This window comes from Vibrio mediterranei, assembly GCF_900088415.1.
In the GTDB taxonomy this organism is placed as follows: Bacteria; Pseudomonadota; Gammaproteobacteria; order Enterobacterales; family Vibrionaceae; genus Vibrio; species Vibrio mediterranei.
Map to the genome: position 1 here is coordinate 1 of NZ_FLLQ01000020.1, position 24,396 is coordinate 24,396.

Here is a 24,396-nt window from a genome sequence, read left to right on the forward strand (position 1 = left end):
GAAAAATTAATGACTTATCGTTCCGCTAGCATCTGAAGCGATGCGCTCCACTAACTCGGACAACACTCACTATATTCAAAGCCTTAAATTGACAATATTTATTACTCAAAATTGTTATTAGGAAAATGCCCGAATTTGAAAGAAAAGTCTTGGACTCACTTCGAGAGCCGCTTGAGTCAGGCGAAATTATTATTTCTCGAGCCCAAGGGAAAACCCGTTTTCCAGCTCGATTCCAACTCGTCGGCGCATTGAACCCGAGTCCTACTGGGTACTATGAAGGCAATCAGTCACGTACCAATCCTCAGCTAATTCTACGCTACCTCAGTCGATTATCGGGGCCTTTGCTCGACCGATTTGATATGTCGATTGAAATACCTTCATTACCCAAAGGAACATTGTCTGAAGGGGGAGAGCGAGGGGAGTCAACTCAAGTCGTGCGTCAGCGTGTTCATCGAGCGCGTGATGTGATGTTAAGTCGCAATGGTAAGGTGAATGCACTCCTTCACAGCGGTGAAATCGAGGACTATTGTCGCTTAAAGAAAACAGATGCAGAGTTTCTTGAGAATGCTCTACACCGTTTAGGGCTCTCTGTTCGCGCCTATCATCGAATTATCAAAGTAGCACGTACTATTGCTGATCTTGGCGGTGAGGATGATATTCAAAGAGAACATTTAGCTGAAGCGTTAGGATATCGCGCTATGGATAGGTTGCTAAAACAGTTGACTGCGCAAGCGGTTTAGAAGGCGAAGTTCATACCGACGGAGGTTATCCAATCGGCGGACTCATAAAAGGCGATGGAAGAATCTGTCGCGTTGTATCCTGATAGGGATATTAAAGATAATGCATCAATATTCCATAAAGAGAGGTATTCATAAGCCAGAAATGCACTGTATTTTTCATCGATACGATGATTCTGATCGAAAATGACATTCTCGCCACGATATTCATGATTCATATAGCTCATGGTCGCGGCAATGCTGTGTTGCTGGTAGGTGAATAGGGCAGTAAGTTCACTGCCAACCCCTTGGTTTCTGACGGCTTGACCTTTAGCATCATCAACCACATAAATCACCGATGGAAACAACAGCCAGTGATTATTAACCGCTAACGTGTAGGAGCCTTTCGCATAGTAGAGATGGCTATTCCTATCATAATCTGAGTCAAGATTAAGGTTTTTTGCCGAAAGCTCTTCATCAACAACTCGGGTACCGTATGCCAAATCTAGGGTAAACAGTGAGCCTGCGATGTTCTCCATTTGAAAACGATACGCATCGCCTGTTGCTTCCGCTGCTTGCAGTTGTTCGGCGCCGACGTATGGATTGTTCCAAATCGGTTCTCCAAGGACGGTCGGTAAATAAGAAATACTCCAAATAGAACCATCGTTTTGTTGTTGCCGATAACCGCCTTCTAATACAAAAGTTCCGACGGCAATATCGTTGCGGGAAGTTCCAATGAACCATTGTTTATTGCTTTGCGATCCAAACGTGTAATTGACTACACCTAATGGCATCCAAAACTCATCGTATGCTTCTTGAGAGGCACTGATTTTGGGATCGGTACTGGCCACCAAATTGGATTTTTCTCCTACCAGTGTATTGCTGATTGATATTTCACCACTAAAGCCTTTACTCTGTGCGAGTGAAGCGACAGATAGAGAGCTGTAGGTCGCAGTAAATGCTATAAGCGAAAGCAAGAAGTATCGAATAGCCATGACATATCCATAAATCAGTAGGTTGTGGGTAAAGAGGTTATTTCCTTATAAACTTGGCGGGTACTGTAGCGATAAAAAATGGCTTAGCAAAATGCTTCGCTAAGCCACGTATCACGGAAGGTAATGGGTGTGCCTATGACCTATTAGAATTTCCAGTTTAGACCAACTGCGGTGATCCAGTCTTTCTCATCGTAGAAGTCGATGTTGGAATCGCTATTAGTCGCACCGGCAAAGGCAACAAGCGATAAGTTATCGGAGTAGAAAATTCCCGGATACTCATACGCTAGGAATGCCTTCCACTCGTCATCGCCACGCGTCTTGTCATAGATTGGATTGGCTGCATCGTAATCACGTTTTAAATAGCCTAATGTCAGTGCTAGCTTGTGATTTCCAAACGACATGAAAGAGGATAACTCTGCACCATAAGTATTGTGTTTCATCGCATTGCCATCCGCATCCTGCTGGGTGTAAATCAGGGCGGGATAGAGCAACACTTGTCGATTCACAGGTAACATCATTTTGAATTTACCATAGAAGATGTCAGCATTGCGGCTTAGGAGTTGTACTTCCTGTGGAGATAGGGCGGGGACCCCTGTACCAGAGCGCTCCTCATCCAGTTCACGTTTGCCATAGGCAAGGTCCAAGCTGAATAACGATCCGGCAATATTGTCTAATTGCAGACGATAAGCGTTGCCTTTTTCTTTGGTAGTATTGCGAGTATCTGTCGTGTAGGGGTCTTGCCAGACTTCACCTTCCAGAATGGTTGGCAAGAAAGAAACACTCACTTTGGTTTTATCGCGAAATAGATATTTGTAGCCCGCCTCAAGTGCTACCGTACCAACGGCAATATCGGCTCGTGATGTACCTAAAAACAATTGATGGTTTGATTGCGCTCCAAAGGTATATTGAAGACTACCGAGAGGAAGTACCAATGCGCCGCTGTCTTCTTGTTGACTACCAGTGTAGTTGCGAAATTCATCGTCGGTATTAGTCAGATTCGATGTTTTGCTTGCGTAAGCCGCGTTTAATGCAATTTCACCGCTAAAACCATTGCTTTCTCCCAACTTAGCTACTGCTACCTGCGAGACAAGACCAAGGGACACTGCCAAGACACTCCATGCCTGTTTCATAACTGATCCTTATCATATTCTGATTATTTTGGTAACGATTGTAATTATATGTTTATGCTATGTTATTAGTTCAGAATAAGCTCGTTTTTTTGAGTTACAACACAAATCAGACCAATGATAAAATCATTGCACAAGGCAGTATGCCTTGTACAATTAACCGCCATAAAATTGTCACAAACGAATCATAGATAGTTGGTTATGCTTGGATACCTACTTTTTATTATTAGTGCCTCTCTGGTCATCATTAATACGGCATTTTGTTCGATTCCTATACTTGGGTTTGGATTGATCAAACTTCTAATTCCGATCAAGCCTCTTCAGCGGTTGTGTACGTCTTTAGCAAATCGTTTTATGTGGTTATGGGCGACGGTGAATCACGGTATTCTTCATTTGGTCAATCCCAAGGTGGTGTGGGACATTGAAGGGTTAGAATCACTGCGAAAAGATGGTTGGTATTTGATGATCAGTAACCACCTAAGCTGGACTGACATTGTTGTGCTCTGCAGCGTGTTTAAAGATCGCATTCCAATGCCTAAGTTTTTTCTGAAACAACAGCTTTTGTATGTCCCTTTTGTCGGCATGGCTTGTTGGGCGCTAGATATGCCGTTTATGAAGCGTTATTCACGTGAGTATCTGCTTCGTCACCCAGAAAAGCGAGGACAAGATCTCGCCACGACTCGCCGTTCATGTGCAAAGTTTAAAGATACTCCGACGACAGTGGTGAATTATGTAGAAGGAACGCGCTTTACTGCCGATAAGCAGAAGAAAGGTAGCGCGGACTACAACTATCTATTACAACCTAAATCCGGTGGCATCGCTTATACATTGGCAGCGATGGGTGATCAGTTTGAGAATATTATTGATGTCACTCTGGCGTATCCGGAAAATACGGATGAGCCTTTTAAAGCGGTATTAAAGGGTGATATGAAAAAAATCGTTGTAAAGGTTCGTATTCTGCCTGTAGATGAGAAAATTCTGGGTGATTACTTCAACGATAAGCCTTACAAGCGAGAGTTCCAAAAGTGGTTAGGTGAAGTATGGAAGGACAAGGACCAAGTACTCGAAGATATTCACTCCAAATAAAAAAACCGAGCTCATATGGGCTCGGTTTTTACATTTTAGAGCGGCTTATTTCTTCAATAGGAAGTTTACCAGCTCAAAGTACTCATCCAATGACTGAATGCCACCAGCTTCGACTAGGTACTTGTTATTGACGATGACAGCAGGGACACCAGAAAGTCCGCTGTCTTTAAACTGTTTATCAAAACGACGCACCATAGAGTCGACAGCAAAGCCGTTAAATGCGGCATCAAATTTCTTCGCGTCCACACCTTCATCTAAGAAGATTTGACGCAGTTCTTCGTCATTGCGAGGCGGTTTGTTCATGTTATGGATACGGTTAAACATCACAGGAACCATCTTGTCTTCAATCTTTAACGCCACCATAGTCGCGTAGGCTTTGCTCATTGAAAGGCCCATGTTGCCACCCATAAAAGAAACGTGGTTCTTCTGGAACTTAGCGTCTGCTGGAATCTTTTTCTTAAGCTGCGCAATGATAGGCTCGAAGCTGTTGCAGTGAGGGCAGTAGAAAGAGAAGTATTCAGTCACCACTGGCTTAGACGATTTCTCTAAATCTAAAACCTTGTAATGAGTACCTTCTTGAAATTGTGCTGCACTGACTCCCAGGCTGACTAGAAGCGTCGCAAATAATGCGATGATTTTTTTCATTATTTTCTCCATGTGTAAAACCAAATCCTTATCAGGAATGGGGATAGTTTGTCACCACTGCGGTTGTAATGAAAGTGGCTTTTCATTTAGCGCGGCTATCTGTTCTTTAAAACCTAGCACTTGTCCTTCCCAGTATTTGGCATCATTGAACCAAGGAAAGGCCTGTGGAAAGGCAGGATCATGCCAGCGTTTCGCTAACCAAGCCATGTAGTGCACCATACGTAGACCGCGTAAAGGCTCAATTAGTTTCAATTGATCGTTGGCTAGGTCACTAAATTCTTGATATCCCTCCAACAGAACATCAAGTTGCATCATCTTGTCTTGTCGATCGCCATTGAGCAACATCCATAAATCCTGAATAGCAGGTCCATTACGAGCGTCGTCTAGGTCCACAAACATCGGACCGTCACGCCAAAGAATGTTGCCCGGGTGGCAGTCGCCATGCAGACGAATGGTTTCACTCGGTTGCCAATGCGCTTCAATTTGCGAGATCAGTAAATCTAAGTCGCTAAAAAATGCATTTTCTAAATGCGCAGGGATGAATGTAGATGACTGCAGCAGCTTTCTTGGCTGATATACGTACTCTTCCAGACCAATTGTCGGACGATGGATGAACTTCTTTTGGGCTCCGACCTGATGGATACGGCCCATAAATCGACCCACCCATTCTAGTTGTTCTAGATTATCAACCTCGAACTGGCGGCCGCCTTCACTATTAAACAGAGTGAACAGATAACCTTGGTACTCATGAATAGTCTCTCCGTTAATCGATAGTGGCGCTGCAATAGGTACTTCGTTTTCCACCAGTTCATTGGAAAAGTCGTGCTCTTCTTGGATTTGCTCACGGCTCCAACGCTGTGGTCTATAAAACTTGACCACAAAGCGTTTTCTATCTTCATCAGTAAATTGATAGACGCGGTTTTCGTAACTGTTAAGAGCAAGCAAGCCGGATTCTGCTCGAACACCGATGCTTTCTAAGGCATACCACATGAAATCGGGAGTTAGGGCATCAAAGTTAAAGGCTTTATCTGTCATGTATAAAATAAAAGGGCTCATTGCTGAGCCCTTTTCCTATAATAGGTAGCTAACACGTCGGTTAGAGCTTCTTAATAAATCGACTTTCTACTTCTGTTGAGAAGTCATTACTGTCGCTCAGTATAAACTGAATTGTCGACACAGGTGAACTGAGTTGCTCTGGATCAGCACCTAAACTGATCGGCAAGTTATAGACTTCACCTGGTTCAACGGAAATGGTTTGTCGTCCATACCAAGTTGCATTTTCTAGTCCAGAAACACTGAGCGTATATTGTTGCTCTTGTTGTGTTTTATTGATGACCTTCAAGGTGTAGGTATTCTCGACCAGACCATCACTGTTAACTCGGAACAGTTGGTTACGATCCCTAAGAACACTCAGCCCCGCGGGGTCGACGGCCGAAACCTGTACAAAGAACAGGGCAATCATCACCAGTAATACCGAGCCATAACCTAGCAGCTTTGGTCGCATTACTTTGGTGTGTTTACCTGAGAGACGGTGCTCCGTGGTGTAGCTGATGAGACCTTTCTCATAGCCCATTCTGTCCATAGTCTTGTCACACGCATCAATACAAGCGCCGCAGTTGATGCATTCGTACTGCAAGCCATCTCGGATATCAATGCCTGTCGGGCATACTTGTACACAAAGATCACAGTCAATGCAGTCACCTAAGCCCAGTTTTTTCGGGTCTGCTTTACGAGAGCGAGGACCGCGAGTTTCACCTCGTTGACTGTTGTAACCAACAATAAAGGTGTCCTTATCAAACATAGCAGACTGGAAGCGAGCGTAAGGGCACATATGGATACACATGATGGAGCGCATCCACCCTGCGTTTGCGTATGTACAACCGGCAAAAAACAACACCCAGAACACGGGCCAGAAGCTGGCATTAAAGGTGAAAAAATCACTAACGAGCGCGCCAATTGGCACAAAATAACCGGTAAAGGTAAAGCCAGTCGCTAACGCGATAGCTAACCAAGCGACATGTTTGAGACCTTTACGCAAAATGAGGTTTGGACTGAGTTTTCCACTGTCTTGCTTGCGTCGTTTGTTGGCGCTGCCTTCTAGTTTTTCTTCAAACCAAATGTACATAAAGGTCCAGACGGTCTGTGGGCATAAGTAGCCACACCATACTCGACCTAAAAACGTGGTGATAAAAAACAGGCCAAATGCGGCCACCATAAATAGTAACGCGAGTAGGGTGAGATCTTGCGGATAAAGTGTGGTGCCAAAAAAGTTAAATTGCTGATTACCAATATCAAGCAATACCGCTTGTCTCTCGCCATAAGGTATCCAAGGTACCAGTGCGAACAATAGGAGTAAAAACCAGCCGCCGTAGCGTCTAAGCTTTTGAAAGGTTCCTTTACTTTCACGAACGTAGATGCGATTGCTTGGGTTAAATCGATCTCCGTTGCCTTTGTGGGTTTTGGGGTTGAACGTTTTGGGTGTTACATCCTTTACGTCAATTTTATCCTGACTCATGCTGAGGCTGTCCTTCTTGGGCTGACGGTGCGTTTTGACGCACTCTATCTATTCCGACATTGCTGCGACTGGTAAGTCACTTACTAATCAGTACGCAGTATTAAAACCCAGCGATTATAACCTTGATAACAATTTCATTTCTTTAAGGCTATCAACCTTTAACAACAAAATTAGCGTCGGCTCATATAAAAAACGACCCTTAGAGGGTCGTTTTTATAACATTTGGTTATTTGATGATGCCGCGAGCCTTTAAGAGTGCGGTTTTGAAGTCATCCTCTTGGTCTTTCGCCAATCCTGGAATCATTTCGTCTTTCTGGCTATTGCGCATTTTTAGATGGTAGATAAGAACATCATCAGTGAGATCTTCAAGCTTACCTTCGTACCCAGCTTCACTGGACAGTTTTATAATAAATTCCAGTAGGTTAAGGTCAGGTTCTTTCTGCCATTCTGGATGTATTAACTCAATGAGTTCGTTGACGCGGTGACACTTCATAACTTTCTCCACAATTTTTATAAGTATTTTTGAGTAAAAGTACCAAAAATCGGGGCTAATACCAATATATGAAGGAATTGGACACAAAAAAAAGCGCAGGATAACTGCGCTTTTTATTATGCCGCTTTAACAACTCTGGTTGGAGCTGGTGCCATACGAACACTTTGTTCAACGAGCGTCATTGAAGGAGCGACTTTTTTTGCGACAGGCGCAGAAACGAAACCACTGCGACGACGCGACGCACCACGATTTGAGTACGAAAACCTGACGGGTGTTGGGCGCATTGTTTTACCTAACAAGTCAGGCAATTCCATTGCCAATCTAATGGCCTGATTACTTATGAGAACACTGAAATAACTCTCAATGTCACTCTTTTTTGACTTATGCCACTCCAAATAAGTAATCAGGAATAATGATATGCATGCATATCACGCATAGAATACCACCAAGTTTGTGTGGATACGATAGTTTGCAGTGAATTATTGGTCACTTTTTCCACAATAGATTTGTGCGTTGGATATTTGTTTTCTCGATCATTTTGCGATAAAACGGTAGCACTATCTTGGGATATAAATGGATGTGCGTATGTCTTTTTTTAAGAAAACCTTAGCAAGTTTTGGTATCGGCGCCGCGCGAGTGGATTCTGTTCTTCACCAAGAATATCTCTATCCCGGCGAGACAGCGAAAGTTACGATTCACGTCTACGGTGGTAACACTGCCCAGACGGTGGATAACATCAATATGAGGCTTTGTTGTCGCTATATTGATGAGGTAGCACGTAGTAACCACGACAATAGCAATCAACCGGGCGCACCGAAAAAAAGAGTATCGAAAACCTTTGAGCTGCAAACATGGAAGCTGCCTTACGCATTTACCATTGAGCCAGGAGAAACACGAGACTTTGAGGTTGAGCTTGACGTGCCTTGGAATACTCCAGTGACAATTGGTGATTCTAAAGTATGGTTGGAAACTGGATTGGATATCGCGCTAGCAGCTGATCCAACAGATAAAGATATGCTGACAGTGAGGCCAGATCCATTAGTGGACGGCATATTCTCTGCTTTGGAAGAGCAAGGGTTACGTATTCGTCAGGTTGAGTGTGAAGCGGCAAAGGGCTTTGTTATGCCGTTTGTTCAAGAGTTTGAGTTTGTTCCAACCACAGGGCCTTACCATGGTCGCTGGCGTGAGCTTGAGATCATTGCTTACCGTAGTGAAGATGAACTCAAGTTATGGTTTGAAATCGATAGAAATAAAGAGGGAGTAAAAGGCATGCTCTCAAGTCTCATTGGTTTAGGGCAACTGAAACGAGAAATGCAGATCCCAAGTTCACTGTCTGGTGAAGAAGCGGGTCAGCAAGTCCTGGCTTACTTAGAGCAAACAACCTAATTTCAGCTAACGCATGTTAGCTGAATGTGGCATACTCTTTAATCACTGTCTTTTTAGAGTATGCCTTAATGTCCTCAGCAACTACTTCCAATTACAGCGCTCGTGAAGAGTGGGCGAATAGCATCTCTCATGGTATTGGAGTGCTGCTGTCCATCGTAGGCTTGATACTACTGCTGCAAAAAGCACTTGGTGCGCATGCCGATGTTCTTACGATTACTAGTATGAGTCTTTATGGCGCGAGCATGATCACGCTATTTCTGGCCTCAACCTTGTATCACTCTATTGCTAACCCTAACAGTAAACGCTGGCTGAAAACTTTCGACCATTGCGCTATTTTCTTGTTAATAGCGGGCAGCTATACACCGTTTATGCTGGTGAGTTTGAGAACACCACTAGCAATTGGCTTAATGGTTGTTATTTGGGCGCTGGCTGTCATTGGCATCATTATGAAGCTGTTCTTCGTTTATCGCTTTAAACGTGCTTCACTGATTACTTATCTTGTCATGGGGTGGTTATCGGTGATAGTCATCTATCAATTGGCTAAGCATTTGGAGCCTTCGGGCTTAATACTATTGGCATTGGGTGGTGCGATTTACACCTTGGGTGTCGTGTTCTATGCCAATAAGCGGATACCCTATAACCATGCTATTTGGCATCTTTTTGTGCTTGCAGGAGCTGCTTGTCACTTTTTTGCCGTGTACTGGTATGTAGCGCCGGTTTAGCGGCGCCAAAATGCAGGGAAGAAGAGTACTAACAGGGTCAGGATTTCCAAACGGCCCATTAACATACCAAAGCTAAGCAGCCACTTAGCGGCGTCGGGAAGTGGCGCAAAGTTACCTGTTGGGCCAATGATATCGCCCATCCCAGGCCCTACGTTCGCGACTGCGGTGATAGAGCCGGAGATACTGGTAACTGGGTCTAACCCCATTGCACTCAATCCTGCGGCAATAACGATAATAGTCACAAAGAACATCAATACAAATGCGACAACTGAGCGCACGATATCGTCATTGACGGGACGGTTATTGTAGCGTTGGACAAAAACGCCAGACGGATGAATAAGCTTCATCATTTGCTTATTAAGCAAGGTAATTGCTATCTGAAAACGGAATATTTTGATGCCGCCCGAGGTTGAACCTGAACACGCTCCTACCATCATCATAAAAGCAAAAATAACCGAAGGTAGCGGCCCCCAAGCCGTAAAGTCTTCCAGTCCAAAGCCTGTTGTTGTTACAACGGATACGATGTTGAACATGGAGACGCGGAACGCATCATTTAGTGCATAACCGTCTTCCCAAAATAGCCATAACGCCACAACGGTGCTCGATACCAAAAACAGATATCCAAAGCCTCGAACCTGAGCATCCCTAAGTAATATTCTCGGATCGCGTTTTGTTAGCGCAGCAACAAACAGTAGGAAAGGTAGCCCGCCTAAAAACATAAAGATGGTACCAACCCAGTGTGCGCCCTCTGAGAAATGGTTCATAGAACCATCGGAAGTGGAGTAGCCGCCCGTTGAAAGTGTAGTGAACGAGTGATTAATTGCATCAAACAGATCCATTCCTGTCACTATGTAGCCCAGTAGACAGAGCCCTGTTAATACTAGGTAAACCAATACAATGTTTTTAGCGACCGTTTTTGCTCTCGGGCTGCTTTTATCTGACCAATCTGAAGATTCAGTCTGGAACAAGCGCATACCACCGACGTTAAGCATTGGCAGAACGGCAACCGCCATAACAATAAATCCGATACCACCTAACCATTGCAAAATAGAACGCCACAGTAAAATACTGGGAGCCATGTTGTCTAATCCGCTAAGTACCGTCGACCCTGTTGTCGTAATGCCAGACATGGTCTCGAAGTAAGCATCGGTGAAGCTGATATGGTTGATAAAAACAAAAGGGAGCGCGGCAAAGGCACTGGCAATAGTCCAAACCAAGCTAGTGATTAGGAACATATCACGCACACTGAGTTTGAAGTTTTTTGTGCGTCCAAGTGAGAGGCAAACAAAGGCGGCAAAATGGGTAATGACAACCGCTAAGCCAAAATCAAGGAAACCATCGGTACCAGTAAAGAAAGCAACCAATGTTGGGACGTACATAAATAGGGCTAGCTTAGAGAGCACTAACCCTATAACAAAGGAAACAGGACGGGCGTTAACCATTGGAGTGCCTTACAGGAAGAATGCACTTGGTTGGAACAATGCCTCAACGTCAGGCACGTATTTTTTGTCCACGAGGAACATCACTACGTGATCATCTTGCTCAATCACGGTGCGATCATGGGCAATAAGTACTTCTTCACCACGTACAATAGCGCCAATTGTGGTACCTGGTGGTAGTTTTATGTCACCAATGGCTTTGCCAACCACTTTAGATGTGGTTTCGTCACCATGAGCAACTGCTTCGATCGCCTCTGCGGCTCCGCGGCGCAGTGATGAGACGTTTACAATATCGGCACGACGAACGTGGGTAAGTAGAGCGGAAATAGTCGCTTGCTGAGGTGAAATCGCCACGTCTATGGTACCGCCCTGCACAAGGTCAACATAAGCCCCACGCTGAATCAGTACCATGACCTTTTTTGCGCCCATTTTCTTCGCCAACATCGCTGACATGATGTTGGTTTCATCTTCATTGGTGAGTGCAATAAATACGTCTACTTGGTCGATGTTCTCTTCGGTTAACAGCTCTTGATCCGCAGCATCACCACAAAAGACGATGGTGTTCTCTAACTCTTCCGACAGCTTTTCGGCACGCTTATAACTGCGCTCGATAAGCTTCACGCTGTAAGTTTGCTCTAGACGCTTAGCAAGACTAGCACCGATATTACCACCCCCAACAATCATGATGCGGCGGTATGGCTTTTCGAGTCGTTGCAATTCACTCATTACAGAACGAATGTGATTACTTGCTGCTACGAAGAAGACTTCGTCGTCCGCTTCGATAATAGTGGTGCCTTGTGGTCGAATCGGACGTCCTTGACGGAAAATAGCCGCTACTCGGGTATCAATGTGAGGCATATGCTCACGCAAAGTCGACAGTGCATTCCCTACGAGCGGACCACCATAATAGGCTTTGACCGCGACTAAGCTTACGCGTTCATCCGCAAAGCTGACGACTTGCAATGCCCCGGGGTATTGGATCAATCGTTCTATATAGCTGGTCACCAACTCTTCTGGAGCGATCAGGTGGTCAACAGGGATGGCACCTGAGTTGAACAGACTTTCTTTTTCAATCAGGTATTCACGAGAACGAATTCGAGCGACACGGTTTGGCGTATTGAATAAAGAGAACGCAACTTGGCATGCAGCCATGTTGGTTTCGTCCATATTGGTCACCGCCACTAGCATGTCTGCATCTTGTGCGCCAGCTTCGCGCAATACATCGGGATGGCTAGCGTAGCCATTGACGACTCGCAAATCGTATTTATCTTGCAGCTCCCTTAGACGGTCACCGTTGCGATCGACGATGGTGATATCGTTGTTTTCACCCACAAGGTTCTCTGCGAGTGTGCCACCAACTTGACCTGCTCCAAGAATGATGATTTTCATAACATTGCGCTCTTTTGATAAATTCGACTTAACGAGTCACTAGCATAGCTATCAATAAGTTAGCATTCTACGCCTTTTTTAGCACAGCGTAATAGAAACCATCCATATCTTCTTCTCCAGGAAGAATCTGACGTCCTGGGTTATCGATGTCTGAATCAATAAGCTGTGCGTTATCTGTGCGAGCAAGGAATGCTTTTACCTGCTCTTTGTTTTCTTGTGGTGTGATTGAACAAGTGGCGTACACCAGTGTTCCACCTACTTTTAATTGCTGCCACATAGCGTCGAAGATCTCACGTTGTAGCTCTGCGAGTGCTTCAATGTCATCGGCGCGGCGCAACCATTTGATATCAGGGTGTCTACGAATCACCCCGGTTGCAGAACATGGCGCATCTAATAGAATGCGGTCAAATTGTTCACCTTGCCACCACTCACTTGGTGTTCTTGCATCGCCACATACTACTTTAGCCTGTAGCTGTAGGCGCTTAAGGTTGTCATGAACACGCTTCAATCTGGTTTCATCACAATCAATAGCTACCACTTGGCTGTCTTTAGTACGCTCCAGGATATGTGCAGTCTTGCCTCCGGGAGCGGCGCAACAATCCAAAATCAACTCACCATCTTTAGGCTCTAAGTAGTTGATAGAAAGTTGTGCTGCGGCATCTTGTACCGATACCCAACCTTTATCGAAACCGGGAAGGTTGTTGACATCGCAAGGGGCGGCCAATTTTAGAGCATCCAAGGCTTCAGAGTGAGCGGTGGAATCTATGCCTTCATTTTTGAGTAGTGCTTGATAATCGTCACGATTGAGGTGCTGGTGGTTCACGCGCAGCCACATAGGTGCTTTGGTGTTATTAGCCTCTACAATCGTCTCCCATTGTTGTGGGTAGCTTTCTTGCAGTAGCTTCAGTAACCAACTAGGGTGGCCGTATTTTCCAGCATTGTGGCTGACGGAAATCTCATCTAACTGCTCTTGGTTGCGTTGGTAGTTGCGTAGTACTGCATTGATAAGGCCGCGTAGTCTCGGGCCTTTCAGCGTTTTGGTCGCTTCTACGGTCTCGCCCACCGCGGCATGAGCAGGAATTCGCATGTGGCCAATTTGATAAATGCCGACCAAAATCAGGTGATGAAATACACGTTGTTTGCCTTTTAATGGCTTATCCATTAGCTCGGATGCAACGGACTCCAAACGAGGCAATATGCGCAGCGCACCAAAGCAAATCTCTTGTAATAAAGCTTGATCTCTAGGTTTTACTTGTTGCTGGCCTAATGGAAGGGCGCTCGATAGAGATTGACCTTTATCAACCACTTGGAAAAGGATATTGGCCGCAGCAGCGCGAACATTCATGTTGGTTACCTAAATTTTTATCGACATTAAAAATAAAATAAGGCCCGCACTCAACGTACTGGCCCTAACTATCATTGAGCATTTGCGTCTTTAGCTCAGAACGCTACTCACTTCAAACCAGCTGGCTTTAGAATTCAATACATCGCTCACTGGCATGGCTTTTTTGCCCGGTATTTGAATTTGTTCTAACACCAAAGTACCTTGACCGGTTGCGACGTAAATTCCTGTTTTATCAGCCTTAAGAATAGTCCCAGCTACTGATTCTGTCGCATTGTCTTCTACCCGCGATTGCCAAACTTTGATGTTGTTCTCTTCTACAGAGAAGAAGCTCATAGGCCATGGGTTGAAAGCACGAACGCAGCGTTCAATGAATTCTGCTGGCTGATTCCAATCGATCTTCGCTTCATCTTTGCTTAGCTTGCTGGCGTAGTTTGCTTCATCGTCATTTTGCTTTTCTGGCGCAGCATTGCCTGAGGCAATATCAGCAAGACATTCGACTAAGGCTTGTGGGCCAAGCTCTGCCAGCTTATCGTACATGGTCGCACTGGTATCGGTGGCTTCAATAGGTAGTGTGGCAATTTTCAGCATATCACCGGTATCTAGGCCAATATCCATCTGCATAATTGTCACACCGGTTTGTGCATCCCCAGCCCAAATAGAGCGTTGAATAGGTGCAGCACCACGCCAGCGAGGCAGGATTGAACCATGAACATTGATACAACCTAGCTTTGGTGTATCAAGAACTGCTTGTGGCAACAACAGCCCATAAGCGACAACCACCATGATATCGGCATTGAGGTCTTTAAGCTCTTGCTTGGCTTCGTCAGACTTGAAATTGACGGGTTGATAAACCGGAATATCATGCTCTATGGCAATATTTTTGACCGGACTAGCCGTTAGCTTTTTGCCTCGGCCTGCTGGTCTGTCAGGCTGGGTGTAAACAGCGATAACCTCGTGCTCCGAAGACAATAACGCCGCCAAGTGACGGGCGGCGAAGTCTGGAGTACCGGCAAACACAATACGTAATGATTGGCTCACGGAAACCTCACTTAATATTATTGTTTAGCGTTGAAGCGCTTAATTTTCTCGAGTTTGTCTTTGATGCGTTTACGCTTTAGAGGAGAAAGGTAATCAACAAACAGTTTACCCTCTAAGTGGTCAAGCTCATGCTGTACACAGATAGCCAATAGGTCATCTGCATCAAACGTAAACTCTTCACCATCGCGGTTCAGCGCTTTGACACTCACTTCAGCGGCGCGTGGCACTAGTGCGCGAGCACCAGGGACCGAAAGGCAGCCTTCTTCAATTCCATCTTCACCGCGCTTTTCGGTAATTTCTGGGTTGATAAGTACCATCGGTTGGTCGCGAGTATCTGAAATATCAATCACAACAATTCGCTGATGAAAGTCAACTTGCGTTGCTGCAAGGCCAATTCCTTCTTCGTCGTACATGGTTTCAATCATGTCATCGACGACTTTTTGGATTTCCGGCGTTACGGCTTCAACGGGCTTAGCTACCGTTCTTAGGCGATCATCCGGGAAAGTTAATACTTGTAATACAGACATATACACTCAAAATGTTGAACTGTGCCGAATAGGCATGGACTTCGTTGGTTCAATTCTAGACATTTTCGCACCTAAATGACAGCATCCCTTGAAACAAAGCGAAGGATTGCGGTGTATGAAACAGGGAATATGTCTGTTATTGACTCTTTCATCTCTTTTTTCTATCACCTTATGGGCGTTTCAATCTCACGCTAGCGTAAGCGACTTCCTCAAACCAGATGCGCCTCGACATTATGTTGTTAAGTCTGGCGATACTTTATGGGCAGTTTCAGGGCGATACTTATCCTCTCCTTGGCGCTGGCCAGAGCTTTGGCGACATAACTCTCATATAGCTAATCCTCATAAAATTTACCCGGGAGATACGCTGTTATTAGTCTGGGTAGCAGGGCAACCGCAATTGATAAAGAAAGCGCTAAGGCGCCTTTCTCCAGTGATGGACGTTACGCTAAAACAGCCGTCAAGTTGGTTAAATCCTCGTGCCATTGCTCGTTATAGAGAACAAGAGAGATTGATACTTGCGAGTGAGTTAGCCACTTATCCTAAGATAGTAGGCTCTAGTCGTGGCTTGGATTACATTTCCAATCAAGATGAGGTTTACATTGATTATCAAGGCCATGAGCAAAACTGGGTCATTTATCGAGTGGGGAAGCTTTATCGCAACGATGATGAGCACTTTACTATGAGAGAAATTAAACGACTGGCGACAGCCCGTTTGATGAAACGGGTAAATGATATTGCCGTTTTGCAGTTGACGGATTTTAATCATGAGCTCAAGCGAGGAGACATTGCCATTCCTATCTCCGAGCTAGCTCGGGATGAATCATCAACGCTTATTGAGCCCAAAGCAGGGCCTAATGTAGAAGATCTTCGTATCGTAGGAATGCTCAATTCTCTGCATTTTGCGGTTCAAGGACATACGGTAGTGTTGAATGCAGGGCAAGACGCTTCTGTTGTTGAAGGCAGCAGCTACATACTAAAAAGGCCCAGTGAAACATTTGTTTATTCCGATGGTCAGCATGGCTTAAGTGGTCGTGACGAGTCTCATGTAGCTATGTCTCAGTTTCCATTAGTAGACATAGGGCGCTTGATGGTGATTCACAGTTATCAACGTTTCAGTGTCGCACTGGTTACTGAGTCTCCAGAGCCCATCACCAAGCAAACCATTATTGTGCCACCAAGCAGCGATAGGGTGTATCGTGAGTGACGCTCGCACTCTAGCGTGGTTGCGGCTTTCTCTGTGCCCCGGCATCGGTGCTATCACGTTTGAAAAGTTACGAGCGATAGATAGTCCGCTCAACATTGTTAGCTATACACCACAGGAACTGGCCTCTATTGGTTTGAAGTCGCATCAAGTGGCGTTTATCCATCACCAATCGATAGCGCTTGCTGAACAGGCTCTCGCTTGGGCGTCGGTAGAGCGTCGCTACATTGTGACCAGTGGCGATAAGGCGTATCCGCCACTATTGAGCGAAACCAAGGGAGCGCCGCCGGTTTTATTTGTTGAGGGGCAGTTATCGTTACTTGCGGCCCCTCAAATTGCCATGGTGGGAAGTCGCAATGCTACTTTGGAAGGGCTAGAGATTGCTCGCAGCTATGCCAGTACATTTGCAAAGCATGATTACTGCGTGACGAGTGGTTTAGCTTTGGGCATTGACGGTCACGCTCATCAAGGAGCGCTGGATGCACAAGGTCCTACTATTGCCGTATTGGGTTCTGGTTTATCGCAAATCTATCCGGCACGTCATAAGTCATTGGCCTCTCGCATTGCAGAGCATGGTGCGTTAGTCAGTGAACATTTACCTTCGGTAAAACCTAGGGCTGAGCACTTCCCGCGTCGTAACCGAATCGTAAGTGGACTGTCTTTAGCTGTATTGGCGGTTGAAGCGACAGAGAAAAGTGGTTCGTTGATTACTGCTAAATACGCGGCTGAGCAAGGGCGAGATGTTTTTGCCATTCCCGGTTCAATTCGCCACCCTTTTCATAGTGGTTGTCACTCGCTGATCAAATTGGGAGCTTGTTTGGTGCAGTCTCCTAATGATCTTCTTAGTGAAATAGAATCTCTCACCAACTGGTCTAAAAAAGTACAACCGACACTTTTTGACCAAGTTATTGATAAAGAAGAATTGCCATTTCCCGATCTGTTGGCTAACGTAGGAATAGAGGCAACACCAGTTGATATTTTAGCGCAAAAGACCCATATTCCTGTGCAAGAGGTCATGCAACAGCTACTAGAGCTCGAGTTATTAGGGCATGTTGTTGCAGTTAACGGTGGTTATATTCTTAAGGGGAGAGGCTAGCTATGATGATGGACATACTGATGTACCTGTTCGAAACCTACGTGCATAGTGATGCAGATCTGCAGGTAGACCAAGACGAACTTGAGGATGAACTGCTGCGAGCAGGCTTTAAGCAAAAAGATATTTATAAAGCGTTAGAATGGCTAGAGGATTTAGCCGAATTGCAAAATGCGGATAATCAATCTGCTATTGCTACCAGCGCAGCGACATCGACACGTATTTATACGGCGCAAGAAATGTCACGTATGGATGTGAAAAGCCGTGGCTTGCTGTTGTTCTTGGAGCAGATTGGTGTGTTGACAGCTGAAACTCGTGAAATGGTTATTGATCGTGTTATGGGACTGGAAACCAATGATTTTGAATTGGATGACCTAAAATGGATCATTTTGATGGTTTTGTTCAATGTTCCTGGCAATGAAAACGCGTACACTCTCATGGAAGAACTGATCTACACCGCAGAGAGGGGTGTAGTCCACTAAGCTAAGCCAAATTTGGCGATAAGTTAAGAGACACCCATGAGTGGTAAAATCGATAACCAACTTTTCTCGGCTCATGAACATGCGTTGGATCATGAGCCCTGTCCACAGTGTCATTCAGGCAAGTTGCTACTTAAGAATGGCAAACACGGTCCGTTTCTGGGCTGTGACCAATATCCAAGCTGCGATTATATTAAACCTCTGCATCAAAATGATGGGCATATTATCAAAGAACTTGGTGTCGCTTGTCCCGATTGCGGTTCAGAATTGCTGTTACGTCAAGGACGCTTCGGTATGTTTATTGGGTGCAGCAATTACCCAGATTGCCATTTCATTCAGTCGCCAAATAAACAAGATGAGCCAGAGCAAGAAGCAAAAGATTCCGTTAGCTGTCCTGAGTGCAGCAAAGGGGTGCTAAAAGAGCGTAAATCACGTTTTGGAAAAGTGTTTTTTGCGTGCGATAGTTATCCTAAGTGCAAGTTTGCCGTGAATCATGTTCCGGTTCCCGGAGTGTGTCAACATTGTGGCTACACGTTGCTGGTTGAGAAAAAACGCGCAGCAGGAACGGTGTTGGAATGTGCATCGAGACGATGCCAGAAAGTACAAGAATAAAAAACGGCTCCTAATTGGAGCCGTTTTTTTGTATTTAGGCTAGCTAATACTTACAGCGCAAGCGCTGCGGGTTTGAGAGCAGGGTAGGCTGACTCATCCAGTAAGTCTGCAAGCTGAACGAGTGTTGCTTTTAGCTCGCGTTGACTCGTTGCCGACACATTAATATGCCCCATTTTGCGTCCAGCACGTTTTTCTTTGCCATACCAATGAACATGACATCCAGCTAGAGCGTAAACAGCATCAGGAACGGAGTCTTCACCAAGGATATTAACCATAGAGGTGGCTCTAACGGCTTCCGTGGAACCAAGAGGCATGTCGCAAACTGCACGTAGGTGGTTTTCGAACTGACACGTATCGGCACCTTGCTGAGTCCAGTGTCCTGAGTTGTGTACGCGCGGCGCAATTTCATTGACGAGAAGTTGGCCGTTTACATCGAAAAACTCCAGTGCCAATACGCCGACATACTCGAGAGACTCGGCGACAGCGGTAAACATTTGCGCAGCTTGTGCCTGTAGCTCAGGCTCATCGATAGCAGTAGACAGAGTAAGTACTCCGTCAGTGTGTACATTTTCTGCCAGTGGATAAATGGCAATATCACCGTGTTGGTTGCGAGCACCCACAAGCGATACTTCACGTTGGAACGGCACAAATTCTTCAGCCACGATGGCTTGATTATCTGAATCCGCAATGCACTGAGCCATTTCCGTCCAGATTTGCTCTACATTTTCTAATGTTTTGAGTCGCCATTGTCCTTTGCCGTCATAGCCGCCTAACGCACTCTTAAGTACCATAGGCAAACCTACGGTGGCGATAGCGGTATCAAGATCGCTACGTTCGGTAATAACCGCATAGGTCGCGTTCTTAACCCCAGCATTATCAAGCAGCGCTTTTTCAATTCGTCTATCACCACCGGCTTTAATCGCTTCTGTCGATGGCAAAAACTTCCCACTTGCTTCACAGGTAGCTAGGACATCGAGGGGAATATGTTCAAATTCTGCAGTAATAACGTCAGCTTGCGATATGGCTTGCTGTAGACCTTGCCCAAGTACTTCCAGAGTCAGGGGGTGCACAATGTTTTCGCTGCGCACATCAAAGGCAGAGATCTTGATATTGAGAGGCGCGCCAGCCAGCGACATCATTCGTGCTAACTGACCTGCACCAAGTACCAATACGTGTTTCATTATTAGTCCTCAGACGGATCTGGGTTAGCAAGAACGGTTTCGGTCTGTTGGCTGCGGAATGCTTCGACTTTCTCCATCACGGCATCATTATGAACACCAATGATTTGCGCTGCTAAGATTCCCGCATTTGCTGCGCCGGCTTCACCAATAGCGAGTGTGCCAACTGCAATGCCTTTTGGCATTTGCACAATAGACAGCAAAGAATCCATGCCTTTTAGTGCTCGGCTCTGTACAGGAACTCCGAGGACAGGAACACTGGTAAATGCTGCCGCCATGCCCGGAAGGTGCGCCGCACCGCCTGCTCCCGCAATAATAACTTTGATGCCACGCTCTTTTGCAGTCGTTGCATAGTCTGCTAATAGTTGAGGCGTGCGGTGCGCAGAAACAACCTTGGTTTCATAATCTACACCAAACTGATCAAGCATCTCTGCTGCTAGTTTCATGGTTGGCCAATCTGATTTTGAACCCATAATAATGCCGACTTTCATCCGAAGCTCCTTCAAGGCGTGTGCAAATGGACTAATTTGCGCGCATTATACGAGGATTTTTTTCTAAGGAAAACGTTTGCGTGAGTGATTTTTGTGTTTTTTTCTGGATTCTCATGTCGCTTTTCCGCATAGTGCCGTTGAAATGTAAATTAATTGTTTAGGTTTTAATAAAAGGAAGGCTCGGTGGATAATTTTCAAAGTACAGTTGCCGCACTTAAATCTGGTGAAGTGATTGCTTATCCGACTGAAGGAGTATTTGGTGTCGGTTGTGATCCTGATGATGTCAGTGCCATTGAAAAACTACTGGCAGTGAAACAACGTCCAGTAGAGAAAGGACTGATCCTAATCGCTGCCAACTATGAACAGCTTCGACCTTATGTTGACGAGACTAAGTTGACAGCGACGCAGCTCGAAAGTGTACAAAATACTTGGCCAGGACCTTATACCTGGATTATGCCAGCGAGTGACAGAGTTTCATCATGGCTTAGTGGTGCATTCGATACGATTGCGGTTCGAGTTACCGATCACGAGTTAGTACAGCAACTTTGCCTTTCTTATGGTAAGCCGATTACCTCGACCAGTGCCAACTTGTCAGGAATGCCTTCTTGCATGACAACCGAAGAAGTCAAATCGCAGCTAGGTGATCGATTGGCGGAAATTCTTGATGGTGAAACTGGCGGTCGTAATAAACCGAGTGAAATTCGAGATGCAAGAACGTTAAAAGTATTGAGACAAGGCTGAGGGTAATTAGATGCAACAAGTGGATAAACATCAGGTCAAAGCTTTTTTATTACAGCTCCAGGATGATATTTGCCAAAAGCTTGAACATGAAGATGGTGGTGCAACATTTCAGCAGGATGAATGGCTGCGCGAGCAAGGTGGCGGTGGTCGTAGTCGAGTATTAAAAGATGGTGTGGTCTTCGAGCAAGGTGGTGTTAACTTTTCTCATGTCTTTGGAGACAAAATGCCAGCTTCCGCGACAGCTCACCGACCTGAATTAGCGGGTCGAAAATTTGAAGCAATGGGCGTGTCTTTAGTTATTCATCCTAAAAACCCTTACATTCCAACATCCCATGCCAACGTACGTTTCTTTATTGCTGAAAAAGAGGGCGAAGCACCTATCTGGTGGTTTGGTGGTGGCTTTGACCTTACGCCGTTTTATCCATTTGAAGAAGATTGTCAACACTGGCACCAAGTGGCCAAGGATATTTGTGCGCCATTTGGAGAGCAAGTCTATAGCGAACACAAGAAATGGTGTGATGAGTACTTCTTCCTTCCTCATCGTAACGAAACTCGTGGTGTCGGTGGTTTGTTTTTTGACGATCTCAACCAATGGGGTTTCGAGCGCAGCTTTGCCTATATGAAAGCCGTTGGTTCTAGTTATACCGATGCGTATTTACCGATAGTACAGAAACGAAAGCATACTGAATTCGGAGAAAGAGAGCGACAATTCCAGCTCTATCGACGTGGCCGTTATGTCGAATTTAACTTGGTCTATGACCGAGGTACATTGTTTGGCTTACAAAGTGGTGGTCGCACGGAGTCTATTTTAATGTCGATGCCACCACTAGCTCGCTGGGAATATAGTTATCAACCAGAAGAAGGCTCACCAGAAAACGAGCTTTACGCGCACTACCTCCAACCGCGAGACTGGTAAAGCGACAGGCATAGCTTGGCGAATGAGTGCCGAAGTGATAGTGTCGAACTATTCACTTTGGCACGCAACAGGCAAGGACATGAGCAAGCCCGATCAGTACGTCGTTTTTGGAAACCCCATTTCACAAAGCAAGTCTCCTTACATACATACACTCTTCGCACGTCAAACTTCTCAACATCTTGAATATGGGCGCTTGCAGCCAGAGGAGGGAGAGTTCACTCAAGCTGCTAGTCAGTTTTTTGCTGATGGTGGTCGAGGCTGCAATATTACTGCGCCATTTAAAGAAGATGCCTTCCAGTTCGCTAGTCGATTAACCGAGCGTGCTGAACTAGCCGGAGCGGTCAACACACTCAAGAAACTGGATGATGGTGAAATCATTGGTGATAACACTGACGGAGAAGGGTTGGTTCAAGACTTGTTGCAGCATCAAGTGCAATTAGCGGGCGCTTCAATTTTAGTTATAGGGGCTGGCGGCGCAGCTCGAGGTGTACTTAAGCCGTTACTTGATCAACAGCCAAGCTCCATAACCATTACTAATCGTACCTATGAAAAAGCTCAGCAACTGGCCGAATTGTTTTCGCCTTTTGGAACTATACAAGCAGCGGAAATAAACAGTGTTGGCTGTGCCTATGATGTGGTAATCAATTCGACATCTGCTAGTTTATATAAACAAGTACCAGATATTAGTGATGCGATCTTCGGTGCCAATACTGTCAGCTATGATATGGCTTATGGTCAGGGACTGACGACATTTAACCAGTGGGCAAAAACGTCCGGTGCTCGATGTGTTTATGATGGATTAGGTATGCTGGTGGGACAAGCTGCAGAAAGCTTTTTGTTATGGCGTGGACTAAGACCAGGGACGAAACAAATTCTTAGAGAGCTAAGAAAGAACCTCGAGGCTTAAGTAATGAATCAATCTATTCTATTCTCCGACCAAGTGACGTGGGATGAAGCAACTGGAATGGTTGAGTTTCATGCGCACCAGTCGGGTATGCTTATTGTTTGTTTGGTGAGTTTAGAAAAGCTAGCTCAACTCGCCTACCAGAAAGAGGTCTCTAAACAAGAAGCTATACCAATGTTTGATTCTGTTCGCTTTGATATAGAAGAAATAGCAGAAGCTCTCATAGAAGATGAGAGCTTTGATGAGCAAGGTAAGATAGTCATTCGTTAACGAATGGAATGCACCTTGTGCATATAGTCGTTCTTATTCCGAACATAGTTATCAGCTGATTTCTGTAAAAAAGCACGTTCCTTATCCGTAAGAGGTCGTGCTTGTTTTACCGGGCTCCCTACATATAGATAACCACTTTCGAGTCTCTTATTTGGTGGTACCAAACTTCCGGCACCAATCATTACCTCAGACTCAACGATTGCACCATCGAGAATAATGGACCCCATACCGACCAAAACGCGATCTTCAATAATACAGCCATGAAGCATTACTTTATGACCAATGGTTACATCATTACCTATAAGTAACGGAAAACCTTCCGGGTTATCACTGTTCTTGTGAGTAACATGAAGAACACTGTTATCTTGGATATTGGTGCGCTCGCCAATAATGATGTGATTCACATCGCCCCTAGCAGAAACTAAAGGCCAGATACTCGCGTCTTTTCCTAAACGTACATCTCCAACAATCACGCTCGTCTTATCTATATAGACCGAGTCATCAAGTTGAGGAGAGATGCCTTTGTAGCTGCGTATTGAAGTCATGGTGTTCCCTAATTCGATATTTGTTAGTTAGTTTGGCGCTAATTTAAGGCTATTTATAGGGCTAAAGAGCAAAATATAATCATCCAAACAAAAAAACAGAAAAAAATGCATTTTGGGTATTGCCAAGAAGATTTCGATCTCTATAATGCCCCCTCGCTGACACGGGAACGCAGACGAAAGTTCGCATCCAGTCAGAAGGTCTCAAGCTTCTAAGAAGCTTAGCAAAATAAGTTGAAAAAAGTGGTTGACACGACAACTTATCTCGCTAAAATGGCCGTCCGTTTTGAGCAAAGCTCAAAACAAGCTCTTTAACAATATAAACCTATCAATCTGTGTGGGCACTCGTTGATGATAATCAAATTAGAAACTTCGGTTTCAAATTAGGTTTTCAATGAACTGAGTGACCAATCAAGTCAAAAGACTTGGCACAGTCAATTCATTATCGTTCTGTTGGAACGATAATAGCTTTAGATTACTAAGGTAGTTTAAAGTCAGTATTCATTGAGCCGAACAAAATCTTAAATTGAAGAGTTTGATCATGGC

At 45.1% G+C, this 24,396-nt stretch carries 26 protein-coding genes and 1 pseudogene; 12 read left to right on the forward strand and 15 right to left on the reverse strand.

Translation table 11 applies throughout. The features are described 5' to 3' along the window. Positions 1–122: 122 nt before the first annotated feature. Positions 123–740, forward strand: a pseudogene (locus tag VME0621_RS25685) (magnesium chelatase subunit ChlI family protein); the annotation flags it as partial. Here the strand turns inward: VME0621_RS25685 and VME0621_RS25690 are convergent. After that, positions 737–1,711 (reverse strand): DUF2860 family protein, encoded by a 975-nt coding sequence (locus VME0621_RS25690; protein WP_062463676.1) that lies wholly within the window; start codon positions 1,709–1,711, stop codon positions 737–739. The pseudogene VME0621_RS25685 and the gene VME0621_RS25690 overlap by 4 nt on opposite strands. Positions 1,712–1,854: 143 nt before the next feature. Next, on the reverse strand, positions 1,855–2,841 hold the full coding sequence (locus VME0621_RS25695; protein WP_038224142.1) for a DUF2860 domain-containing protein: 987 nt from the start codon (positions 2,839–2,841) through the stop codon (positions 1,855–1,857). A 198-nt stretch (positions 2,842–3,039) separates the two neighbouring features. Between VME0621_RS25695 and yihG the strand changes: the two genes are divergently transcribed. After that, entirely contained in the window at positions 3,040–3,924 is an 885-nt protein-coding gene (gene yihG, locus VME0621_RS25700; protein WP_038224140.1) for a 1-acylglycerol-3-phosphate O-acyltransferase, YihG family, read from the forward strand. Between the two features lie 45 nt (positions 3,925–3,969). Here yihG and VME0621_RS25705 read toward each other — a convergent pair whose 3' ends face one another. The 5 genes from VME0621_RS25705 to VME0621_RS25725 form a co-directional block, all read right to left on the reverse strand. After that, a complete protein-coding gene (locus VME0621_RS25705) occupies positions 3,970–4,569 on the reverse strand; it encodes a thiol:disulfide interchange protein DsbA/DsbL (RefSeq protein WP_038224138.1) in 600 nt (199 codons plus the stop codon). 51 nt (positions 4,570–4,620) lie between these two features. Continuing rightward, complete coding sequence (locus VME0621_RS25710) at positions 4,621–5,604, reverse strand: serine/threonine protein kinase (protein WP_062463699.1); 984 nt, start codon at positions 5,602–5,604, stop codon at positions 4,621–4,623. Positions 5,605–5,665: 61 nt separating this feature from the next. Continuing rightward, on the reverse strand, positions 5,666–7,084 hold the full coding sequence (gene ccoG / locus VME0621_RS25715; protein ID WP_062463678.1) for a cytochrome c oxidase accessory protein CcoG: 1,419 nt from the start codon (positions 7,082–7,084) through the stop codon (positions 5,666–5,668). Positions 7,085–7,310: 226 nt separating this feature from the next. Beyond that, a complete protein-coding gene (locus VME0621_RS25720; protein WP_062463680.1) occupies positions 7,311–7,577 on the reverse strand; it encodes a YihD family protein in 267 nt (88 codons plus the stop codon). A gap of 116 nt (positions 7,578–7,693) precedes the next feature. Continuing rightward, positions 7,694–7,891, reverse strand: a complete 198-nt coding sequence (locus VME0621_RS25725) for a hypothetical protein (RefSeq protein ID WP_006073009.1) — start codon at positions 7,889–7,891, stop codon at positions 7,694–7,696. Between the two features lie 271 nt (positions 7,892–8,162). Here VME0621_RS25725 and VME0621_RS25730 point away from each other — a divergent pair, with 271 nt between their 5' ends. Further along, the gene (locus VME0621_RS25730) at positions 8,163–8,963 is read left to right on the forward strand and encodes a sporulation protein (RefSeq protein ID WP_031495732.1); all 801 of its coding nucleotides are present in this window, start codon (positions 8,163–8,165) and stop codon (positions 8,961–8,963) included. A 68-nt stretch (positions 8,964–9,031) separates the two neighbouring features. Continuing rightward, entirely contained in the window at positions 9,032–9,685 is a 654-nt protein-coding gene (gene trhA, locus VME0621_RS25735; RefSeq protein WP_062463682.1) for a PAQR family membrane homeostasis protein TrhA, read from the forward strand. On the opposite strand, the gene VME0621_RS25740 is transcribed toward trhA, so the two are convergent. The 5 genes from VME0621_RS25740 to def form a co-directional block, all read right to left on the reverse strand. Continuing rightward, entirely contained in the window at positions 9,682–11,127 is a 1,446-nt protein-coding gene (locus tag VME0621_RS25740; protein ID WP_062463684.1) for a TrkH family potassium uptake protein, read from the reverse strand. The two genes, trhA and VME0621_RS25740, sit on opposite strands and share 4 nt — an antisense overlap. A gap of 9 nt (positions 11,128–11,136) precedes the next feature. Next, on the reverse strand, positions 11,137–12,513 hold the full coding sequence (gene trkA / locus VME0621_RS25745) for a Trk system potassium transporter TrkA (RefSeq protein WP_006073005.1): 1,377 nt from the start codon (positions 12,511–12,513) through the stop codon (positions 11,137–11,139). A 67-nt stretch (positions 12,514–12,580) separates the two neighbouring features. After that, positions 12,581–13,858, reverse strand: a complete 1,278-nt coding sequence (rsmB, locus tag VME0621_RS25750; protein ID WP_062463686.1) for a 16S rRNA (cytosine(967)-C(5))-methyltransferase RsmB — start codon at positions 13,856–13,858, stop codon at positions 12,581–12,583. A 90-nt stretch (positions 13,859–13,948) separates the two neighbouring features. Then, the gene (fmt, locus tag VME0621_RS25755; protein WP_062463688.1) at positions 13,949–14,896 is read right to left on the reverse strand and encodes a methionyl-tRNA formyltransferase; all 948 of its coding nucleotides are present in this window, start codon (positions 14,894–14,896) and stop codon (positions 13,949–13,951) included. Positions 14,897–14,913: 17 nt separating this feature from the next. Next, on the reverse strand, positions 14,914–15,423 hold the full coding sequence (gene def / locus VME0621_RS25760) for a peptide deformylase (RefSeq protein WP_006073002.1): 510 nt from the start codon (positions 15,421–15,423) through the stop codon (positions 14,914–14,916). Positions 15,424–15,538: 115 nt separating this feature from the next. On the opposite strand from def, the gene VME0621_RS25765 reads away from it, so the two are divergent. From VME0621_RS25765 to VME0621_RS25780, 4 genes are read left to right on the forward strand one after another with little or no spacing between them, the layout of a single operon-like run. After that, positions 15,539–16,627: a LysM peptidoglycan-binding domain-containing protein gene (locus VME0621_RS25765; protein WP_062463690.1), complete on the forward strand. Its 1,089-nt coding sequence runs from the start codon at positions 15,539–15,541 to the stop codon at positions 16,625–16,627. Beyond that, positions 16,620–17,720 (forward strand): DNA-processing protein DprA, encoded by a 1,101-nt coding sequence (gene dprA / locus VME0621_RS25770; RefSeq protein ID WP_062463691.1) that lies wholly within the window; start codon positions 16,620–16,622, stop codon positions 17,718–17,720. Before VME0621_RS25765 ends, dprA begins: the two co-directional genes overlap by 8 nt. Positions 17,721–17,722: 2 nt before the next feature. Then, positions 17,723–18,199: a DUF494 family protein gene (locus tag VME0621_RS25775; protein WP_006072999.1), complete on the forward strand. Its 477-nt coding sequence runs from the start codon at positions 17,723–17,725 to the stop codon at positions 18,197–18,199. A 36-nt stretch (positions 18,200–18,235) separates the two neighbouring features. Then, on the forward strand, positions 18,236–18,808 hold the full coding sequence (locus tag VME0621_RS25780; RefSeq protein WP_062463693.1) for a DNA topoisomerase family protein: 573 nt from the start codon (positions 18,236–18,238) through the stop codon (positions 18,806–18,808). A gap of 50 nt (positions 18,809–18,858) precedes the next feature. Here VME0621_RS25780 and VME0621_RS25785 read toward each other — a convergent pair whose 3' ends face one another. Both VME0621_RS25785 and purE read right to left on the reverse strand, forming a co-directional pair. Continuing rightward, positions 18,859–19,989: a 5-(carboxyamino)imidazole ribonucleotide synthase gene (locus VME0621_RS25785; RefSeq protein ID WP_062463695.1), complete on the reverse strand. Its 1,131-nt coding sequence runs from the start codon at positions 19,987–19,989 to the stop codon at positions 18,859–18,861. A gap of 2 nt (positions 19,990–19,991) precedes the next feature. Then, positions 19,992–20,477, reverse strand: a complete 486-nt coding sequence (gene purE / locus VME0621_RS25790) for a 5-(carboxyamino)imidazole ribonucleotide mutase (protein WP_006072996.1) — start codon at positions 20,475–20,477, stop codon at positions 19,992–19,994. 183 nt (positions 20,478–20,660) lie between these two features. Here purE and tsaC point away from each other — a divergent pair, with 183 nt between their 5' ends. From tsaC to VME0621_RS25810, 4 genes are all read left to right on the forward strand, one after another. Beyond that, the gene (tsaC, locus tag VME0621_RS25795; RefSeq protein WP_006072995.1) at positions 20,661–21,218 is read left to right on the forward strand and encodes an L-threonylcarbamoyladenylate synthase type 1 TsaC; all 558 of its coding nucleotides are present in this window, start codon (positions 20,661–20,663) and stop codon (positions 21,216–21,218) included. Between the two features lie 10 nt (positions 21,219–21,228). Continuing rightward, positions 21,229–22,134 carry an oxygen-dependent coproporphyrinogen oxidase gene (gene hemF, locus VME0621_RS25800; protein WP_038224118.1) on the forward strand — a complete coding sequence of 302 codons (906 nt, stop codon included), beginning with the start codon at positions 21,229–21,231 and terminating at the stop codon, positions 22,132–22,134. A gap of 79 nt (positions 22,135–22,213) precedes the next feature. Then, positions 22,214–23,041, forward strand: a complete 828-nt coding sequence (aroE, locus tag VME0621_RS25805) for a shikimate dehydrogenase (RefSeq protein ID WP_062463701.1) — start codon at positions 22,214–22,216, stop codon at positions 23,039–23,041. Positions 23,042–23,044: 3 nt separating this feature from the next. After that, complete coding sequence (locus tag VME0621_RS25810) at positions 23,045–23,308, forward strand: DUF1488 family protein (RefSeq protein WP_038224116.1); 264 nt, start codon at positions 23,045–23,047, stop codon at positions 23,306–23,308. On the opposite strand, the gene VME0621_RS25815 is transcribed toward VME0621_RS25810, so the two are convergent. Beyond that, positions 23,305–23,853, reverse strand: coding sequence for a gamma carbonic anhydrase family protein (locus tag VME0621_RS25815; protein ID WP_062463697.1), 549 nt, complete (start codon positions 23,851–23,853; stop codon positions 23,305–23,307). The genes VME0621_RS25810 and VME0621_RS25815 overlap by 4 nt on opposite strands. Between the last annotated feature and the right edge of the window lie 543 nt (positions 23,854–24,396).

What these genes read in the sequence shown, in the direction of transcription:
- yihG (WP_038224140.1), top strand. Translation starts at nt 3,040, where the DNA reads ATGCTTGGATACCTACTTTTTATTATTAGTGCCTCTCTGGTCATCATT.
- def (WP_006073002.1), bottom strand. Translation starts at nt 15,423, where the DNA reads ATGTCTGTATTACAAGTATTAACTTTCCCGGATGATCGCCTAAGAACG.
- VME0621_RS25690 (WP_062463676.1), bottom strand. Translation starts at nt 1,711, where the DNA reads ATGGCTATTCGATACTTCTTGCTTTCGCTTATAGCATTTACTGCGACC.
- purE (WP_006072996.1), bottom strand. Translation starts at nt 20,477, where the DNA reads ATGAAAGTCGGCATTATTATGGGTTCAAAATCAGATTGGCCAACCATG.
- VME0621_RS25695 (WP_038224142.1), bottom strand. Translation starts at nt 2,841, where the DNA reads ATGAAACAGGCATGGAGTGTCTTGGCAGTGTCCCTTGGTCTTGTCTCG.
- trhA (WP_062463682.1), top strand. Translation starts at nt 9,032, where the DNA reads ATGTCCTCAGCAACTACTTCCAATTACAGCGCTCGTGAAGAGTGGGCG.
- aroE (WP_062463701.1), top strand. Translation starts at nt 22,214, where the DNA reads ATGAGCAAGCCCGATCAGTACGTCGTTTTTGGAAACCCCATTTCACAA.
- VME0621_RS25710 (WP_062463699.1), bottom strand. Translation starts at nt 5,604, where the DNA reads ATGACAGATAAAGCCTTTAACTTTGATGCCCTAACTCCCGATTTCATG.
- VME0621_RS25780 (WP_062463693.1), top strand. Translation starts at nt 18,236, where the DNA reads ATGAGTGGTAAAATCGATAACCAACTTTTCTCGGCTCATGAACATGCG.
- trkA (WP_006073005.1), bottom strand. Translation starts at nt 12,513, where the DNA reads ATGAAAATCATCATTCTTGGAGCAGGTCAAGTTGGTGGCACACTCGCA.
- VME0621_RS25815 (WP_062463697.1), bottom strand. Translation starts at nt 23,853, where the DNA reads ATGACTTCAATACGCAGCTACAAAGGCATCTCTCCTCAACTTGATGAC.
- VME0621_RS25705 (WP_038224138.1), bottom strand. Translation starts at nt 4,569, where the DNA reads ATGAAAAAAATCATCGCATTATTTGCGACGCTTCTAGTCAGCCTGGGA.
- VME0621_RS25785 (WP_062463695.1), bottom strand. Translation starts at nt 19,989, where the DNA reads ATGAAACACGTATTGGTACTTGGTGCAGGTCAGTTAGCACGAATGATG.
- hemF (WP_038224118.1), top strand. Translation starts at nt 21,229, where the DNA reads ATGCAACAAGTGGATAAACATCAGGTCAAAGCTTTTTTATTACAGCTC.
- ccoG (WP_062463678.1), bottom strand. Translation starts at nt 7,084, where the DNA reads ATGAGTCAGGATAAAATTGACGTAAAGGATGTAACACCCAAAACGTTC.
- VME0621_RS25765 (WP_062463690.1), top strand. Translation starts at nt 15,539, where the DNA reads ATGAAACAGGGAATATGTCTGTTATTGACTCTTTCATCTCTTTTTTCT.
- VME0621_RS25740 (WP_062463684.1), bottom strand. Translation starts at nt 11,127, where the DNA reads ATGGTTAACGCCCGTCCTGTTTCCTTTGTTATAGGGTTAGTGCTCTCT.
- VME0621_RS25775 (WP_006072999.1), top strand. Translation starts at nt 17,723, where the DNA reads ATGATGATGGACATACTGATGTACCTGTTCGAAACCTACGTGCATAGT.
- VME0621_RS25725 (WP_006073009.1), bottom strand. Translation starts at nt 7,891, where the DNA reads ATGGAATTGCCTGACTTGTTAGGTAAAACAATGCGCCCAACACCCGTC.
- rsmB (WP_062463686.1), bottom strand. Translation starts at nt 13,858, where the DNA reads ATGAATGTTCGCGCTGCTGCGGCCAATATCCTTTTCCAAGTGGTTGAT.
- VME0621_RS25730 (WP_031495732.1), top strand. Translation starts at nt 8,163, where the DNA reads ATGTCTTTTTTTAAGAAAACCTTAGCAAGTTTTGGTATCGGCGCCGCG.
- VME0621_RS25810 (WP_038224116.1), top strand. Translation starts at nt 23,045, where the DNA reads ATGAATCAATCTATTCTATTCTCCGACCAAGTGACGTGGGATGAAGCA.
- VME0621_RS25720 (WP_062463680.1), bottom strand. Translation starts at nt 7,577, where the DNA reads ATGAAGTGTCACCGCGTCAACGAACTCATTGAGTTAATACATCCAGAA.